Here is a 14,726-nt window from a genome sequence, read left to right as displayed (position 1 = left end):
TGTAAGGGAGCGACGGGTGGCACGGTTTACGGGCGGCGTGAGGGCGATGCTGTGGCTGCTCGTGGGGCTTTGCGGCAGCGCGGTGGCGGCGGGCGCGGACAATCCGTTCCTGCCGGCGCAGGACCCGGCGCCGATCCTCAGGGCGATCGCCAGAGAGCGGCCGGACTTCGTGCCGCCGGCGGGGGTGAGCGGCATCACCGTGCCGCACCATCTGCTGGCGGCGGAGCTGATCGCGCGCGGCTTCTGGGCGGCCTCGGCGGGGCACTATCGCCGCATCATCCTGATCTCGCCCGACCATTTCCGGAAGGTGCAGGCGCCGTTCGGCACAACGCGCGAGGCGCTGCGCTCGGTGCTGGGCGTCGTGCCCTCGGACGCGGCGGGGGTGGCGGCGCTGGCGGCCGACACCAGGCTGGTGCAGGTGCTGCCGGCGGTGGACTACGAGCACGGGCTGATGGCGGAGGCGCCGTTCATCGCGCTTTTCTTCCCCGGCGCCGAGGTGATTCCGGTGCTGGCCTCGATCAACGCCACGCCGGCCGACTGGCGGGCGATGGCGGCCCTGCTCAAGCCGCTGGCGACGGCCGATACGCTGATCGTGCAATCGACGGATTTTTCGCACTACCGGCCGCTGCCGGAAGCGATCGCACGCGACCAGGAATCGATCGCGGTGCTCGATGCCGGCGACCCCGAGGCGGTCGTGCCGCTGCTGCAGCCGGCGCACATGGACAGCAAGGCCGCGACCTATCTGCAGATGGCGCTGCAGCGCGACGTGTTCGGCGCCGCGCCGGTGGTGCTGGCCAACGGCAATTCGGCGACTTACGGCACCGGGCCGGACTCGACCACGAGCTATGTGGTGGCGGCGTGGCTCAAGGACGCGGCGGCTGGAACGGTGTTTTCCTACGCCGACACGACGCGGCTGTTCTTTGCCGGCGACGTGCTGCTGGGGCGGTATTTCCTGCCGCTGCTGCAGCAGCCGAAGTCGTGGACGGCGATCCGCGATGCGGTGCTGGCGGTGACGCGCGGGGCGCCGCTGGCGATCAATCTCGAGGGCGTACTGCTGGACGGGCCGGTGACCGGCGTCGGGCGCGACGCACATCTGATGACCACCGAGGACGCAGCGCCGATGCTGGCAGCGCTCAACGTCGTCGCCGCCGATCTCGCCAACAACCACGCCAACGACCTGGGGCCGGAGGGGCGGGCCGAAACGGTGGCGCAGCTCGGCCGGCTGGGAATCCGGCCGCTCGAGCACGGCACGGTGACCGACATGGGCGCGTTCCGCCTGCTGGCGCTGAATTTCGTCGGCGGCAGGCTGGTGGGCGACGCCATCGCCGATGCTCGCGACCTCGACTGGGTGTGCCGGCTCAGCGCGGCGCCGCCGCTGGTCGCGATGGTGCATTGGGGCGAGGAATACACCGCCGCCGCGACGGCCCGCGAGCGGGACATCGCGCAAAAGCTCATGCGCTGCGGCGTGTCGCTGGTGGTGGGCGGGCATTCGCACCAGGCCGCGCAAGCGGTGCAGCCGGTGGCGGGCGGCGCCGGGCAGATGGTGTTCTCGCTCGGCAATTTCCTGTTCGACCAGAGCTCGCCGCGCGGCTCGAGCGCGCTGCTGGAGGTGCGGGTGTTCAAGCAGGGCACGGTGGCGGCGCGGCTGCTGCCGATGCCCAATCTGTTCGAGCTGGGACGGGAGTAGGGCGTGCGGTATGCCGGCCGTCGGCAATCGGCAGTCGGGGAACGCAAAGCTAGTGGTTATGGCCCCCACCCCCGTCCCCTCCCCGCAAGGGGGAGGGGAGCCTGACTGAAACCTTTGAGAATGCGGTTCCAGCGCCTCCCTCCCCCTTGCGGGGAGGGACCGAGGGTGGGGGCCACAACCACCGGCGATACGGCCTTGGCTGATACCTACTTCGGAACGTCGTGCTTTGGCGGCATGAAGTAGGTGAGGTGGATGGGGCGGGAGGCGAGCTGGCGGCCGTCGCTCAGGAGCAGCACGATCTGGAAATCGTGGAGCGACGTTTCAGCAGCGCTGAGCTCGATGCGCCAGCGCGAGGTGAAGCCGGGCGCGACGTCGCCGGCGAAGGGCAGCGACATGCGGTAGTTCTGCTGGTCGAGGTGGAACTGGAACGGATCGTGGCGCACCGGGATGATCTCGCCGCCCTCGCCGCATTCGGCATCGTTGGCCACCGAGGCGATGGGGATGGTGACCGAGAATGGCGAGCTCTTGTGGCTGACGGCGCCGTCGGAGGTGGTCCAGTCATAGTCGATGCTGCCGAGGACGGCGGTGACCACGGTGCTGTAGTCGAGCGAGATGTAGTCGGCGAGCTTGCCGAAGCGGCCCGACTGCCTGAGCTCGGCGAGGCAGAGACGCTCGTCGTTGGGGTCGGTGCAGCGCAGCTTGTTGGCCGACAGGAAGCCGGTGTCGAGGCCCAGCGCCGTCATCTGCGCGGCGACGTTGGCCTCGGCGGTGGTGGTGATGGCGGGCAGCGGCACGCTGAGCGGCGTGCCCTCACTGCGGCCGTCGATGGAGCCGGCGGTGATCTCGAGCGAGGCGTTCTCCATCGCCGACCAGCCGAAATTGTCGATGAAGAATTTGGGCAGGAAATCGACGGCGCCCGAGCACGGATCGCGCGGGAACGGCCGCACCTGCACCGCCGGCTCGCCGTCGCGACGGCTGTTGCCGACATCGAGGAAGCCGCCGACCACCGAGACGGTCTCGGTGGAGCTGTTTTCGAGCTCGAACACCAGCGACAGCGGATCGAAGCGCTCATAGGCGCCGAGGAAGCTCGGGGTGGTGGAGGGATCGTCGAAGGCGGCGATCTCGGCGTCGGTCATGGTGATGGGCACGGCGCCGTGCCAGACGTCGAGCAGGCGCTGGTCGTCGGGCAGGATGTCGAGCGCGTCGCCATCTGCCTTGCTGGTGTAGCTCATCGGATCGAAGCCGAGGTCGTAATTGTGCGGGCGGCGCTCGGTGACGACGCCGATGCGCAGGTCGGCATAGACGGGATAGGTGCCGGCGGTGCGCTGCAGGGTGACGCCGTCGGCCTCGGCGCCGTTGACGAAGCGGCCGGTGAAGATCTGGCCGGTGGCGTCGGTGAACACGCCCTTGCCGTCGCGGCGGCCGGCCTTGAAGGCGCCGACATATTCGTCGCCATTGGCGGCGACGAGGCGGCCCTCGCCCTCCATCAGGCCCAGATGCCAGCCGCCGGCATAGGAGAAGCCGGAGCGGTCGAGGAATTCGCCGAAGCCTTCGGCGCGGCCGTCGCGCAGGGTGCCGCGATATTGCGCCAGGGTGGCGGCGGCATCGTAGGAGGCGGCGCCGGGCTTCCGGAAGCTGAGCGTGCCGCGGCCGTCGAGTGGGCCGGCGCGGTTGCCGGCGGGATCGTCGGGGAGCCATTGCAGCTCGAGGCCGAGCGAGGGGATGGGGTCCCAGGCGGTGAAGCTCAACCGCTCGAGGCGGCGGGTGGCGGGATTCCAGACGAGCTGCACCCAGGTGCGGAAGGCGCCCGCTTCGGCGCCGGGCACGGCGAGGGGGGCGGCAGGCGCCGTCGGCAGCGCCTCGACGGTGGCGGCGAAAGCCGGCGCGAGAGGCGCACAAAGGCTGGTCGACAGCGCCAGGGCCAGCAGCCATGCCGAATATGGTCGTCGTCGATGCACCGTCCCCTCCCCCAGGGTTTGTAACGACACTATTGAGTGACGCTCAGGGTGTCCACACGGGCACGCCACGCCGCGGGGTCGAGGTTGACGGCGTTCACCGTGCCGGCGGTGGTGGCGACCAGCAGCGTGTGCTCGTCCTGCCAGGCGAGCCACGAGGTGGTGCGGGCGGTGCCGGCGGCGATCGCCTCGGGCGAGTTGTCGGGCACCGCCGGAGCGCCGAGGATGGTGGCGGTGTCGGGGTGCGCCAGGTCGAAGACGTAGAGCCGGTCGGTGGCGCTGAGGATGGCAAGCTGCGTGCCGGCGGGCGATAAGGCCACGGTCTTACTGTCGGGGGCGGCGAGCGCCAGGCAGAGCGGCTGCGCCGGATCGGCGAGATTGTGGACGATGACGCGGTCGTCGCTGCGGGTCGCCACCAGCCATTTGCCGTCGGCGCTGACGTCGAGGCTCTTGGCGCCGTTGTTGTCGGTGGTCGGGGGCGCGCCGCAGAGCGAGGTCTTGGCATCGAAGATGGTGGTGCCGGCGCCGCCGGCGCCGAGGTCGCGGCGGCGGATGCTGCCGTCGGAATAGGAGACGAAGGCGGCATTGGCGGCGGGCGCCGCAGTAAGCCCCCATTGGTCGAGGCCGATATCGTCGGCGGGGATGCGGGCGTCGCGCAGATCGGGGCCGGAGAGGACGAGGATGGTCTTGTCGCTGAGCGGCACGGCGGCGCGGATGTCGCCGCTGAGCGCGGCGACACGCGAGAAGCTGAGATTGTCGAGCGTCAGCAGCTTGTCGGGCGCCGGCTTGCCGGGAGTCCAGACGGCGACGGCGCGGTTCTCGTAGACGGCGGCGAGGCGGCCGTCGCCGAGCCAGGCCACGGACGTGACCTTGCGCTGCAGGTCGGGGACAACGAGCTTGCCCGGTGTCGGCCCGTCGCCGGTCCACAGCCAGAGCGCGCCGGTTTCGTCGCCGGCAGCGACGCGGCCGCCGGCCCGCTCGACGGCGAGCGCGGTGAGCGCCGTCCAGGCTTCGGTGGTGCGGGGGGCGGTGATTTGCGGATCGGCATCGAGCGACCACAGGCGCACCGGATCGCCGGGGGCGACCGAGACCAGCTCGCTGCCGTCGGCGCTCCAGCGCAAGGCGCCGATCTTGCCGGTGTGGCCGGCGAAGGTCGCGACGCGCGCGCCGCTGGGGCGGTAGAGGCAGACGGAGATGTTGTCGCAGACCAGCGCCAGCAGCGGCGCGGCAGGCGACCAGGCGAGCGCCGGGGTCAGCGTGCCGCCTTCGATGACGACGGGCGCGGCGGCGCCGGCCGGATCGAGCAGCACCACCTTGCCGGCATCGGTGTTGAGGGCGATGCGGTCGCCGCCCCAATCCATGCCGGTGGCGACGCCGTTGGTCGACACGCCCTGGGGCAGCGGCAGCAAATCGGGCGGCGCCTGGGCGTCGGCATAGAGGGCGATAAAGCCCGGCCACCAATTGACGGCGAAGCCGGCACCGTCGGGGCGCACGGCCAGGGCGCCGGCCAGCGCCGCGGCGCCGCCGGCCGCGTCGGGCGCGGCCAGCCGGGCATCGACGCAGGGCAATGAGCGGCAGTCGCGGACGAGCACGTCGCCGGCAAGCCCGATCATGGCGACGAGCTTGCCGTCGGCGCTGGTCCGGGCGGTGCCGGCGCGCGCCGCGAAGGCATCGTCGGCGGCCGGCGCGACGTTACGGATTTCGCCGTCGCGGTCGGTGCCGAAGCGCGGCGCGGCGGCGATCACCGTGCCGTCGAGCGCGCCGATGCTGCCGTCGGCGTAGATGATTTCGGCCTCGCCGGCGCCGCGCGGCGCCAGCGCGATGGGCATCGGCCCCGTGGGCAGGCTGGCCGGCGCAGCGAGCTTGCGCATGCCGAGATCGACGGCGGTGACGGTGCCGGCGGCATTGAGCAGCAGCAGATGATCGGGATCGAGCCAGAGCGTGTCGGCGACGCGGCCGGCGACCGGCACGGTGGCGATGGTGTTGGGCGACACCGCCATGGCGGCGGTGAGCGCGGCGGTGCGGGTGGCGGTCGAGGGCGCGATGTCGAGCGCGGTGAGCGCCGCCTTGGCCGCATCCTCGGGGCGGCCGGCGCGGAGGGCGGCTTCGGCCTGCGCGGTGGCGAAGCTCGCGGCGGCGTCGCGCCTGGCCGCCTCGCCGGCGGTGTAGATGAAATATCCGGCGGTGAGGCCGGCGACGAGCACCACGCCGGCGATGGCGGCGGCGACGGTCAGCCGGGTGCGGAGCGCGCGGGCCCGGCGCTTCGCGGCATCCTCGGCGGCGCGGGCGGCGTCGAGATAGGCGCGGTCGACGGAGGTGAGATAGGCGGCGAATGTGTCGCCGGACGCCGCCTCGCCGGCAGCAGCGAGGCGGGCGCCGGTGTGGACCAGATATTCGGGACCGCGGGCGTTGGCGTCCCAGTCGGTGGCGGCGCGGCGCAGCGCCTCGATGGTGGCGAGAGCGGCGGAATCCTCGACCAGCCAGCCGTCGAGCGCGCCCCATTGGCGCAGCAGCGCCTCGTGCGCCGGCTCGATGGTGCGCTCGCCGGTGGGCTTGTCGATGTCGGTTGCGAGCAGGCGCTGGCTGACCATCAGCTCGATCAGCGGGCGCGCCTCGGCGGGCACCTCGCTGAGGCGGGCGACGCGGCGGCGCGGCGTGCCGGTTTCGGGATCGATGCCGGCGAGCCAGGGGATGAGCCCGCGGCGCAGCAGCGCGAGGCGCGCGGCGCGGTCGCGCGGGATGGCGGGATTGCCGTCGGCGGCAGCCAGCGCCTGCTCGACCGCCGCCTCGATGGCGCCGCGGATGCGGCCGAGTTTTTCGTATTCGCCGAGCTGGAGATCGCCATCGGCACCGTAGTCGGTGTAAAGCCGTTCCAGCGTGAAGGCGAGGAGCGGCAGCGCGTCCTTGGTGCCGCCCTGCTCGATGTCGGCGAGCAGCGCATCGACCAGCGTTTCCTCGACCAGCAGCTTGCGGCCGGCGGCGCTCATGCGGCGGGCGGGACCGCGGATGATGTCGCCATAGGAGCCGGCGGGCACCGGCGGCAGGTCGACGAGGTGATGCGGCTGCGTGCCGGCGAGCTCGGGCCGCGACTGCAAGGACTCGAAACTGTCGGAGCGCACGGTGAAGATGACGAGCACGGCCGGATCGTCGGAGCGCGCGAGATCGGCGAGCAGCGTGAGGAACGGGCCGGCCTCGGCGGTGTCGGCGCCAAGCAGCTCCTCGGCCTGGTCGACGGCGATGACGAGGGTGGGCGGGGTGGCGGGCGCGGCGCCGTCGCCGCTGTCGAGCGGGACGGCGAGCGTGGCCAGCAGCGGGCGCACCGCAGCGGCGCCGGCGGTGACGGCGGCGCGGATGTCGGCGCGGTTGCGGGTGATGCCGCGCGCCTTGAGCGCGGCCTCGAACATGGCGGCAAAGCCATGCTCGCCGCTGAGCGCGGCGCGCTCGGGGCGGATGATCGGCAGCACGGCGAAATGCCGGCTGTCGCGCTGGAGGCGCGGCAGCAGGCCGGCGCGCAGGAACGACGATTTACCGGCGCCCGAGGCGCCCAGAATGGTCAGCATGCGCGGCGGCGCCGCGGCCTCGAGCCCGCGCAGCGCATCGAGGGTGAGGACGATAGCGCCGTCGCGGCCGAAGAAGATGCCGGCATCGTCGGCATCGAGCGGCTTGAGGCCGCGATACGGGGCGCGCTGCGGGTCGCTGTCGGGCGGCCAGTTGAAATTGGTGGCGTCGAGGCCGGCCTTTTCGAGCCCGGCGGCGAGGCGCGCAAGGCCGGTGCCGGAGAATTTGACCGTGGTTTCGGGCTCGTAGCGCGGCGGCGAGATGGTGGTGGACCAGCCCGGATCGGGGGCGCTCAGATCGACGAGCTGCCATTCGGCGGTGAGCTCGACCGGCAGTTCGGCGATGGGGGTCGGCTTCGCCACCACGCCGAGGATCTGCTTGTTCATCTGCTTGGCGAGCAGGAATTCGGCGAGGCACCATTTCGAGCGGGCCCATTCCGGGCTGACGACGATGAGGATCAGCTCGCATTGTTCGGCGGCGGCCTTGAGGGCGGCCTGCCAGCGGTCGCCGGCGACGAGGCCGCGGCGCGGATCGAGATCGAGGAAGACGTCGCCCCAGCCGTTCTCGGCCAGCCAGTCGTGGATGGCCAGCGCCTCGGCATTGTTGGCCGACGAATGCGAAATGAAGATCTTGCCCAACGACCGCGTAGCCCCAAACCGCCGCGGACCATAAGCTGAAAAGCGCGGCGCAAAAAGGGCTTAGGGGTGACGGAGTCGGTGCGCCGCGCCGGCGGCGACGTGGCGGCGGCAAGGCGTCGGCTGCACCGGCCGGCGCCGGGCGGCGACGTTGAATTGGCCGGCGTCCTGTGAAAGAGATGCCGCCGATGAGCGAGCCACCGAGCGAGAAATCCGGCAAAGCGGGTCCCGCGCGCGCCACGCTGCGGACGATTTCCGAATTGACCGGGCTCAGCCCGTCGACGGTGTCGCTGGCGCTGCGCGGCGGCGAGCGGCTGAAGCCCGAGACCTACCGGCGGGTGACGGAAGCGGCGGCACAGCTCGGCTACGTGCCGGACCGCGCCGGGGTGCGGCTGAGGACCGGCAAGACCAACGTCATCGCCCTGGTGCTGGAGCGCACCGACGAGACCATCGATTTCGCGCGCTACCTGATCCAGGGAATCGGCCATGCCATCCAGGGCACGCGCTACCACCTCAACGTGACGCCCGAATTCGGGCCCGAGGCGACGCTCGAGGCCATCCGCACCATCGTCGCCAACCGCACCGCCGACGGCGTGATCATCACCCACACCATGGCCCGCGACGCGCGGGTGCAATTGCTGATGGATGCGGGCTTTCCGTTCGTCACGCACGGGCGAACCGAGTTCCACGCGCCGCATCCCTACAACGACTACCATTCGGAGGAGTTCATCCGGCTGGCGGTCGCGCGGCTGGCGCAGATGGGGCGGCGCCGGCTGCTGCTGGTGGTGGCCCGCGAGCAGACCTACAACCACCACACGATCGTCACCACTTACCGCGAGGCGGCGGCGCGGCACGGCCTGCAGGCGCAGGTGCTGAGCCCGGCGATCGCCGAGCCGGCCTCGGCGGAGACGCGCGCCTTCGGGCGCGAGATCGCCCGCATGGCGCCGCGGCCGGACGGCATCATCTGCGACAGCGAGCTGCGCTCGCTGTTCATCATCGCCGGACTGCAGGACGAGAGCGTGGCGCTGGGGCGCGACGTGCACTTCATCTGCAAGCAGACCTCGGAGCTGCTGCCGACGCTCTATCCCGAGCTCGACACGATCGAGGAGGACGTGCTGGCGGCCGGCATGGAGCTGGCGCGGCTGCTGATCCGGCGCATCGAGGGCGAGCCGGCCGAGACGCTGCGGACGCTGGGCGAGCCCAGGGTGCACTGGCGGGGCTAGACGGCGCGCCCTGCCCTCCCCGGCGCGGGGGAGGGCTTCGCCGGCGCGACGGCGGCTACGGCTTCACCGGATTCAGCTTGCGCCAGGCCTCGTATTCGCCCTGCGCGTCGGGATGCAGCGGATAGTAGCGGCGCAGGTCGGCGCCCTGCTGCAGCTTCTCGCGACTGAATACTTCCCAGTCGGCGTGCTTGCGCGACTCCTCGATGACCTGCTCGGCCATCGAGGGCGGCAGCACGATGACGCCGTCGTCGTCGGCCATGATGATGTCGCCGGGGATGACGGTGACGCCGCCGCAGGCGATCGGCACGTTGACCGCCGAGGGAAAGATGGAAACCTGCACGTGATAGTTCGGCGTCCAGCCGCGCAGCCACAGCGCCAGATCGAGCTTTTCGACATTGGGCCGGTCGCGCATGACGCCGTCGATGACGATGCCGGCGCCGCCGCGGCCCTTGAAATAGGTCGACATCATGTCGCCGAAGACGCCCGAGCTCATGTCGCCGCGGGCATCGACCACGACCACATCGCCTTCCTCGACCTGGTAGAGGACGTGGCGGTGCAGTTGCGTCTCGGGATCGGCGTATTCGCCCTCGCTGAACAAATCCGGCCGCTGCGGCAGGAATTGCAGGGTCAGCGCCGGGCCGACGATCGACTTGCCGGGGCGCTGGCTGACCGGGCCCAGCATATGCGGGTTGCGGAAGCCGGCATGGCCGAGCGTGCCGGCGACGGTCGCCGTGCCGATGTCCCTGAGGGCATCGATGATGTGCCTGGGTGGCCGCTTGATTGTTGGAATGTCCACTCGTTCCTCCAGTTTCGCCGCCGGGCTGGCCCGCGGCCGTTTCGTGCGCAGCATAGCGATCCCAGCCGGCCTGTCTCGCCTCGATGTGCGAAAGCGGGCCCGCCGATCCCCAGAAAGTGAGAGGCGGCGGCTGTTTTGGCATTGGCAGCGGGCGGCGGGGGGCTGTCGCTCATGCGGTTGGGCCGGCTGGCGTCAGGAAAGGCCGCCTCCCCCAGCTTCGCAGCGTCGCTACGCTCCAAGCTCCGCCACCCGCTCCCCGGAGGGGCGAGGGGACTGACTGCGACGCTCTGCCGGTGCGGCGGCGAGGCGGATGCGGAACACGGCGCCGCCGGCGGGGGCGTCCTCGATCCAGATGCGGCCGCCGTGCTGGGCGACGATGCGCTGGCTGATGGCGAGGCCGAGGCCGACGCCTTCGGGCTTGTCGCCGAGGGCGTCGCCGAGCTGGCGGAAACGGTCGAACACCACGTCGCGGGCGGCGGGCGGGATGCCCGGGCCGTTGTCGGCGACGGCGAGCTCGATCTCGCTTCCGGCGGCGCGCAGCGACAGCGTGGCGCGGCCGGTCCGGCGCGGCGAGAATTTGGCGGCGTTGCCGAGCAGATTGATCAGCACCTGCACCAGCCGGTCGTGGTCGCCGACGATGCGGGCGTCGTCGCAGGCGATGTCGATGTCGAGCGCGACGCCGGCGCCGGCGAAGACCTGGCGCATGGCGGCGGCGGATTCGCGCACCACCGCGGCGAGGTCGACGAGCTCGGCGCGGGCCGGCATGGTGCCGGTCGCCTCGATCTTGCTCAGATGCAGCAGCTGGCCGATGAGGCGGGTCAGCCGCTCGGATTCGGCGATGACGATGGCGAGGAATTCGAGGCGCTCGGCATCGCCGAGCTGCGGGTGGTCGCGCAGGATTTCGGAGAAGGCGCGGATCGAGGCGAGCGGCGTTCTGAGCTCGTGGTTGACGGTGGCGACGAAATCGTCCTTCAGCCGGTCGAGCTCCTTGAGGCGGGTGTTGGCGGCCTGCAGCTCGGCGGTGGCGGTTTCGAGCGCCAGCGATTTTTCCTCGAGCCGGCGATTGGCCTCGAGCACGCGCTGCGTCTCGTCGAGGATGCGCATGACGTCGTCGACGCCGAGCTGCTCCTCCTCGACGATGGCGCCGACCAGCACCCGGGCCGAGGCGGCGCCGATGACGCTGGCGAGCAGCCGCTCGTAGAACAGCACGGTCTCGGCGTCGGCGGTGACGGTGGTCGCCGGATCGAGGCCGCGGCCGGCGGCCCAGGTGGCGAAGGCGTCGTCGGCGCGGTCGCGGCCGAGAAAGCGCGAGGCGAGCGAGTGCAGGTCGGGGATCAGCGCGGTGCGGCGCCAGATCTGCGCCGCGTCGCGCGGATTGTCGGCATCGACGAACAGCGCCGCATGGGCGCGGTCGATCGGGCGCTGGCGGCCGAGCATGGAGACGCCGAGCAGGGCGCCGACATTGGCGAGCAGCGACCAGAAGGTCGAATGCGTCACCGGATCGAGGCCGGCGAGGCCGAACAGCGCATAGGGCCGCAGCGGGCCGAGATTGAACGGGCCATAGGCGACGAAATTGGCGATCGGCGGGGCGATGAAGCTGGGCAGCAGCAGCGTGTAGCACCAGACGACGAAGCCGGCGGAGATGCCGGCGAAGGCGCCGGCCTTGGTAGCGCCGCGCCAGAACAGGCCGAGGATCAGCGCCGGGGCGAACTGCGCCACGGCGACGAACGACATGAGGCCGATCGACACCAGCGCCACCTGGGCGCTGTCGTGGCGCATGTAGAGATAGCCCAGCGCCATCACCACCACCATGACGCCGCGCCGCACCCAGAGCAGCAGCCGGGTGAGGTCGGAGCGGCGGGCGAGGCCGAGCGGGGGAACGCGCAGCAGCGCCGGCATCACCACGTCGTTGCACACCATGATGGAGAGCGCCGTGGTCTCGACCACCACCATGCTGGCGGCGGCGGAGACGCCGCCGAGAAAGGCGATGAGGGCGATGACCGGCTGGCCGCCGACCAGCGGCAGCGCGAGGACGAGGTTGTCGGGGTTGCCGACGCCCGGCAGCAGCAGGCGGCCGGCCACCGCGATGGGCAGCACGAACAGGTTGATGAGCAGCAGATAGAGCGGGAACTGCCAGATGGCGCGGTCGAGATGGCGCTCGTCGACGTTCTCGACCACGGTCACCTGGAACTGGCGCGGCAGGCAGAAGGTCGCGAGCATGGCGAGCAGCGTCATCGCCACCCAGGAGAAGCCGTAGCGGTCGGGCGTGCGCTTGAACAGCGCGGCGAAATCGGGCAGCGCCGCGGCCTGGCCGAACAGATCGCCGAAGCCGTTGAACAGGCCATAGACCACGAACAGGCCGATGATGGTGAGGCTGACCAGCTTGAGGATCGATTCGGCGGCGATGGCGACCACCATGCCCGGGTGGTGCTCGCCCGGATGGATGGAGCGGCTGCCGAACAGCATGGCGAAGACGGTGAGGATGGCGGCGGCCCACAGCGCGCCGTCGAGCAGCGGCGGCTGGTCGGCCGGATCGGGCGAGGTCAGCGTCAGGACGGCAAAGCCCTGGGCGATCGATTTGAGCTGCAGCGCGATATAGGGGATGAGGCCGATCACGGCGATGACGGTGACCAGCGCCGCGAGCCCGGCGGAGCGGCCGAAGCGGGCGCCGATCAGGTCGGCGATGGAGGTGATGTTGTTGGCCTTGCTGACGCGCAGCATGCGGCGGATGAGGATGGGGCCGAGGATGAAGGCGAGCGTGGGCCCCAGATAGATGGGCAGGAAGTCGAAGCCGTTGATGGCGGCGCGGCCGACGCCGCCATTGAAGGTCCAGGAGCTGCAATAGACGGCGAGCGACAGGGTATAGACCAGGCTCGAGCCGGTCAGCCGGCCGAGGCGGCCGGTGCCGCGTTCGACCATGAAGGCGATGGCGAACAGCGCCAGCAGATAGGCGATGGCGATGCCGAGGACGAGCTCGCGGCTCATGGCAGGCGGTCGTCGCGATCGTCGCCCGCGGCGCGGTGGCGCTCGGCCACCAGAGCGACGCCGGCGATGATCAGCGCCCAGGCGCTGAACAGGTAGATGTAAAGGCCGGGCCAGCCGAAGAAATTGCCGCCGAACAGGTTGAGCAGCGGCGGGTTGAACAGCAGCAGCGCCAGGATGAACAGGCCGATCAGGCGGTCGCGGCGGGCGGTGCGGCGAAGCATGGCTCAGGCTCCTCCGGCGGGGCGCGGCCGCGCCAGCACGGCGGCGACGCAATCGATCACTTCGGCGATGGCGAAGGGCTTGGTGACATAGGCGTCGGCGCCAAGCGCGAGGCCGGTGTGCTGGTCGGCATCGCCGCCGCGGGCGGTGAGCATGATGATGCGAACGGCGTCGTAGTCGGGCGAGGCGCGCAGCGCGCGGCACACCTCGTAGCCATTGCCGCGCGGCATCATCAGGTCGAGCAGCAGCACGTCGGGAACGGCGTCGGCGACGGCAGCCAGCGCCTGCTGGCCGTCGGTGGCGGTGCGCACCTCGTGTCCCTCGCGCTGCATCAGGAAGGTCAAGGCACGCAGGATGTTGGGGTCGTCGTCGGCGATCAGAATCGAGGCCGGAATGGCTTTCTCCCTCGCGGCACGGCTCTGCCTTTGCCCGCCAAAAGACCCTAGACCCCTTGTGTTTGAGCGACAAGCCTCACACAATCGGCCGCGTCGGCATACGAGGAGGAGTGTGACGATGACGCTGGATTACGGCCACGCGGAGGGGTTCGCGGCGGCCAGCAGGGAGCATCTCGAGCCGATCGCGGCGCAGGCGCGCATCCTGGTGGTCGAGGACGACGACAATATCGCGGCGCTGCTCGGACGCGAGCTCAGGGGGCTGGGCCACACCGTCGACACGGTGCGCTATGCCGAGGATGCGCTGTTCGCGGCGCGGGCCAACGACTACACGCTGATGATCGTCGATCTCGGGCTGCCGGACGGCGACGGGCTCGACCTGGTGCGCGAAATGCGGCGGCGCACGGTCGAGGCGCCGATCCTGATGCTGACGGCGCGGCGGCGGGTGGAGGACCGGGTGATGGGGCTCACCAGCGGCGCCGACGACTATCTGGTGAAGCCGTTCGCGGTGCCGGAGATGCGGGCGCGGGTCACCGCCCTGCTGCGCCGGCCGTCGCGGCTGCGGGGCCACCGCATCGCCATCGCCAACATGGTGGTCGACGCCGACGCGCTGGAGGCGATCGTCGACGGGGTGAGCCTGGCGCTGCCGCGCAAGCAGTTCCAGCTGCTCGAGCTGCTGGCGCGGCGCAAGAACCACATGACGCCCAAGCGCATGGTCGAGGAAGCGCTCTACGGCTTCGACGACGACGTGACCGCCAATTCGATCGAGGCGCAGATCTCCAAGCTGAGGCGGGCGCTGAAGGCGGCGGGCGCCGGGGTGGCGCTCGAGACCCGGCGCGGCATCGGCTACCGGCTGGTGGGAGCGGGCGGCGCGCCCAATTGATGCGGACGCCGCGGCCGACCGGGCAGGACCTGAAGCTGCTCGATCCGGACGGCTCGTTCCGGGCCCGGCTCGACGCCGACCGGCAGGCCATCGCGCAGCTCAGCGACAGCGGCAGGCTCGAGGACCTGGCGCGCATCGTGCACGGGCTCGCGGGCGCCGCCGGCACCTTCGGCTATGCCGAAGTGGGCAATATCGCGATCGAGCTCGACGACCGCTTCGTCGCCGGCGAGCCGGTGCGGGCCGCCGACGTCGCCCGGCTGCTGGCGGCGCTGGAGCAGGCGCTCGGGCTGCCGGGAAAGTCAGCTTGAGGTCAGTTCCGGGTCAGGCTTTCATCAGCTTGCTCGATTCTACTCCGTCCCGGGAGTTGGCAGGAGGAGGCCAATGGCCCGGGCC

10 protein-coding genes are annotated in these 14,726 nt (G+C 71.1%); 4 read left to right on the top strand and 6 right to left on the bottom strand.

What is annotated here, in order from left to right; genetic code table 11:
- Positions 1–16 precede the first annotated feature (16 nt).
- The gene (amrB, locus tag BGO82_RS20100) at positions 17–1,687 is read left to right on the top strand and encodes an AmmeMemoRadiSam system protein B (RefSeq protein WP_291307401.1); all 1,671 of its coding nucleotides are present in this window, start codon (positions 17–19) and stop codon (positions 1,685–1,687) included.
- Between the two features lie 206 nt (positions 1,688–1,893).
- Here the strand turns inward: amrB and BGO82_RS20095 are convergent, their stop codons facing one another.
- Both BGO82_RS20095 and BGO82_RS20090 read right to left on the bottom strand, forming a co-directional pair.
- Positions 1,894–3,645: a hypothetical protein gene (locus BGO82_RS20095; protein ID WP_291307400.1), complete on the bottom strand. Its 1,752-nt coding sequence runs from the start codon at positions 3,643–3,645 to the stop codon at positions 1,894–1,896.
- A 29-nt stretch (positions 3,646–3,674) separates the two neighbouring features.
- Complete coding sequence (locus tag BGO82_RS20090) at positions 3,675–7,838, bottom strand: TIR domain-containing protein (RefSeq protein ID WP_291307399.1); 4,164 nt, start codon at positions 7,836–7,838, stop codon at positions 3,675–3,677.
- A gap of 185 nt (positions 7,839–8,023) precedes the next feature.
- Here BGO82_RS20090 and BGO82_RS20085 point away from each other — a divergent pair, with 185 nt between their 5' ends.
- Positions 8,024–9,058 (top strand): LacI family transcriptional regulator, encoded by a 1,035-nt coding sequence (locus tag BGO82_RS20085; RefSeq protein WP_291307398.1) that lies wholly within the window; start codon positions 8,024–8,026, stop codon positions 9,056–9,058.
- A gap of 55 nt (positions 9,059–9,113) precedes the next feature.
- Here the strand turns inward: BGO82_RS20085 and BGO82_RS20080 are convergent, their stop codons facing one another.
- From BGO82_RS20080 to BGO82_RS20065, 4 genes are all read right to left on the bottom strand, one after another.
- On the bottom strand, positions 9,114–9,854 hold the full coding sequence (locus BGO82_RS20080) for a ribonuclease activity regulator RraA (protein ID WP_291307397.1): 741 nt from the start codon (positions 9,852–9,854) through the stop codon (positions 9,114–9,116).
- A 228-nt stretch (positions 9,855–10,082) separates the two neighbouring features.
- The gene (locus BGO82_RS20075; protein WP_291307396.1) at positions 10,083–12,839 is read right to left on the bottom strand and encodes an ATP-binding protein; all 2,757 of its coding nucleotides are present in this window, start codon (positions 12,837–12,839) and stop codon (positions 10,083–10,085) included.
- Positions 12,836–13,060 (bottom strand): hypothetical protein, encoded by a 225-nt coding sequence (locus tag BGO82_RS20070; RefSeq protein WP_291307395.1) that lies wholly within the window; start codon positions 13,058–13,060, stop codon positions 12,836–12,838. The genes BGO82_RS20075 and BGO82_RS20070 overlap by 4 nt, the downstream gene beginning before the upstream one ends.
- A 3-nt stretch (positions 13,061–13,063) precedes the next feature.
- Entirely contained in the window at positions 13,064–13,537 is a 474-nt protein-coding gene (locus BGO82_RS20065) for a response regulator (RefSeq protein ID WP_291307394.1), read from the bottom strand.
- A gap of 34 nt (positions 13,538–13,571) precedes the next feature.
- On the opposite strand from BGO82_RS20065, the gene BGO82_RS20060 reads away from it, so the two are divergent.
- Both BGO82_RS20060 and BGO82_RS20055 read left to right on the top strand, forming a co-directional pair.
- On the top strand, positions 13,572–14,333 hold the full coding sequence (locus BGO82_RS20060; protein WP_291307393.1) for a response regulator transcription factor: 762 nt from the start codon (positions 13,572–13,574) through the stop codon (positions 14,331–14,333).
- Entirely contained in the window at positions 14,333–14,641 is a 309-nt protein-coding gene (locus tag BGO82_RS20055) for an Hpt domain-containing protein (RefSeq protein WP_291307586.1), read from the top strand. Before BGO82_RS20060 ends, BGO82_RS20055 begins: the two co-directional genes overlap by 1 nt.
- Positions 14,642–14,726 lie beyond the last annotated feature (85 nt).

This window comes from Devosia sp. 67-54 (assembly GCF_001899075.1).
In the GTDB taxonomy this organism is placed as follows: Bacteria; Pseudomonadota; Alphaproteobacteria; order Rhizobiales; family Devosiaceae; genus Devosia_A.
The sequence above is the reverse complement of the archived record's forward strand: the minus strand, read 5'-3'. Positions and strand labels throughout refer to the sequence as shown.